The sequence below is a fragment of the Pseudomonas sp. RIT-PI-o genome (assembly GCF_001297215.1).
Lineage (GTDB): Bacteria > Pseudomonadota > Gammaproteobacteria > Pseudomonadales > Pseudomonadaceae > Aquipseudomonas > Aquipseudomonas moraviensis_A.
In genome coordinates this window covers 1-1280 of the sequence record NZ_LHPA01000035.1, presented here as the reverse complement: position 1 = coordinate 1280, position 1280 = coordinate 1, and the positions used below count along the sequence as shown (strand labels likewise).

Here is a 1280-nt window from a genome sequence, read left to right as displayed (position 1 = left end):
TTGCCCGTCAGGTTGAACGCCCCTGCGCCGCTGATGATGAGATTTTCGACGTTTAGCAGATTGCTCTGGTTCAGACTGACGGTGCTGGTCTGGGCGGTAGCGCTGTACTCAATGACGATGGTGTCGTTACCCTCATCGGCATATTCCTGAATCAGCGCCAGTTCTCCCGCCTGATCGACACCGTAGCCGTCGTTGCCCTTGCCGCCGATCATGGTGTCGAGGCCAGCCCCCCCGACCAGTTGGTTGTTGCCGTCATTGCCGATCAATACGTTGTTCAGCGCGTTGCCGACGGCGTAGTTATTCGCACTGCCGGTGAGCGTGAGGTTCTCCACGTTGGCGGCAAGAGAATAGCTGATCGAGGCGCGAACGGTGTCGATCTCGCTGGCCAGGGTGCTGGTCTCGCTGACCACGTCACCGACGTTGTCGACGATGTAGGTATCGTTGCCAGCGCCGCCCGTCATGAAGTCGGCACCCAGGCCGCCGTCGAGTTCGTTGTTGCCATCGTTGCCGTAGAGGGTGTTGTTCAGGGCATTACCGGTAGCCTTGAGGTCTGCGGCACCTGCCAGAGCGAGGATTTCGACGTTGTTGCCCAAGGTGTAGTCGACGTAGGAATAGACCATGTCGATTTCCGAGAGTGAGGTACCCGTCTCGACCACCACATCCGCGATGTCGTTAACGATGTAAGTATCGTTACCGGCGCCGCCGATCATGGTATCTGCGCCCCAGCCACCGTCGATGAAGTTGGCGTCGCTGTTGCCCGTCAGGGTGTTGTTCAGCACGTTGCCCGTCAGGTTGAACGCCCCTGCGCCGCTGACGATGAGATTTTCGACGTTTAGCAGATTGCTCTGGTTCAGACTGACGGTGCTGGTCTGGGCGGTAGCGCTGTACTCAATGACAATGGTGTCGTTACCCTCATTGGCATATTCCTGAATCAGCGCCAGTTCTCCCGTCTGATCGACGCCGTAGCCGTCATTGCCCTTGCCGCCGATCATGGTGTCGAGGCCAGCCCCCCCGACCAGTTGGTTGTTGCCGTCATTGCCGATCAATACGTTGTTCAGCGCGTTGCCGACGGCGTAATTATTGGCAGTGCCGGTGAGCGTGAGGTTTTCCACGTTGGCGACAAGTGCGTAGCTGATCGAGGCGCGAACGGTGTCGATCTCGCTGGCCAGGGTGCTGGTCTCGCTGATCACGTCACCGACGTTGTCGAGGATGTAAGTATCGTTGCCAGCGCCGCCAGCCATGAAGTCGGCGCCCAGGCCACCGTCCAGTACGTTGTTGCC

General features: G+C 59.0%; 1 protein-coding gene. It reads right to left on the bottom strand.

Going from position 1 to position 1280, the window contains the following annotated elements:
* Nucleotides 1-1280: calcium-binding protein (locus AEQ63_RS21030; RefSeq protein WP_161806098.1), on the bottom strand; the 1280-nt coding region annotated here is incomplete at both ends.